Raw genomic sequence first — 1,761 nt, forward strand, 5'->3', positions numbered from 1 at the left:
AGAAAGGAGGTGATCCAGCCGCACCTTCCGATACGGCTACCTTGTTACGACTTCACCCCAATCATCTATCCCACCTTAGGCGGCTGGCTCCTTACGGTTACCTCACCGACTTCGGGTGTTACAAACTCTCGTGGTGTGACGGGCGGTGTGTACAAGGCCCGGGAACGTATTCACCGCGGCGTGCTGATCCGCGATTACTAGCGATTCCGACTTCATGTAGGCGAGTTGCAGCCTACAATCCGAACTGAGACTGGCTTTCAGAGATTAGCTTGCCGTCACCGGCTTGCGACTCGTTGTACCAGCCATTGTAGCACGTGTGTAGCCCAGGTCATAAGGGGCATGATGATTTGACGTCATCCCCACCTTCCTCCGGTTTATTACCGGCAGTCTCGCTAGAGTGCCCAACTCAATGATGGCAACTAACAATAAGGGTTGCGCTCGTTGCGGGACTTAACCCAACATCTCACGACACGAGCTGACGACAACCATGCACCACCTGTCACCGATGTTCCGAAGAAACTTCCTATCTCTAGAAATAGCATCGGGATGTCAAGACCTGGTAAGGTTCTTCGCGTTGCTTCGAATTAAACCACATGCTCCACCGCTTGTGCGGGCCCCCGTCAATTCCTTTGAGTTTCAACCTTGCGGTCGTACTCCCCAGGCGGAGTGCTTAATGCGTTAGCTGCGGCACTAAGTCCCGGAAAGGACCTAACACCTAGCACTCATCGTTTACGGCGTGGACTACCAGGGTATCTAATCCTGTTCGCTCCCCACGCTTTCGAGCCTCAGCGTCAGTTACAGACCAGAGAGCCGCTTTCGCCACCGGTGTTCCTCCATATATCTACGCATTTCACCGCTACACATGGAATTCCACTCTCCCCTTCTGCACTCAAGTTAAACAGTTTCCAAAGCCTACAATGGTTGAGCCACTGCCTTTCACTTCAGACTTTTCTAACCGCCTGCGCTCGCTTTACGCCCAATAAATCCGGACAACGCTCGGGACCTACGTATTACCGCGGCTGCTGGCACGTAGTTAGCCGTCCCTTTCTGGTTAAGTACCGTCACAGTATGAACTTTCCATTCTCACACTCGTTCTTCCTTAACAACAGAGCTTTACGATCCGAAAACCTTCTTCACTCACGCGGCGTTGCTCGGTCAGGGTTCCCCCCATTGCCGAAGATTCCCTACTGCTGCCTCCCGTAGGAGTCTGGGCCGTGTCTCAGTCCCAGTGTGGCCGATCACCCTCTCAGGTCGGCTATGTATCGTCGCCTAGGTAGGCCATTACCCTACCTACTAGCTAATACAACGCAGGTCCATCTACTAGCGATGCAATTGCATCTTTCAAGCATCTAACATGTGTTACATACTGTTATGCGGTATTAGCTATCGTTTCCAATAGTTATCCCCCTCTAATAGGCAGGTTACCTACGCGTTACTCACCCGTTCGCAACTCACAGTCTATGGTGTAGCAAGCTACGGTATAAACTGTGCGTCCTACTTGCATGTATTAGGCACGCCGCCAGCGTTCGTCCTGAGCCAGGATCAAACTCTCATATAAAGTTTGAGTTCTCACTCATTTCTGTCACTGACAGATTTATTGTTTCTTCTTAATGTTTGACGGACTGTCTTTAAACAGTCGCCTGCACATTGGTTCGTCTTGTTCAGTTTTCAAAGGTCTTTGTCGCCACTCAAGCGACAACTATCTTAGTATATCATCTCCTTCTCTTCTTGTCAATACCTTTTTTCATCTTTTTTTATTTT

The 1,761-nt window shown here is 50.3% G+C and carries 1 rRNA gene; it reads right to left on the reverse strand.

Annotated elements, in window-relative coordinates:
- Positions 1-2: 2 nt before the first annotated feature.
- Positions 3-1,558: ribosomal RNA gene (locus HMPREF2984_RS06335) — 16S ribosomal RNA — on the reverse strand.
- Positions 1,559-1,761: the final 203 nt, after the last annotated feature.

It is taken from the genome of Streptococcus sp. HMSC066E07 (assembly GCF_001814695.1).
Classification (GTDB): Bacteria; Bacillota; Bacilli; order Lactobacillales; family Streptococcaceae; genus Streptococcus; species Streptococcus hominis.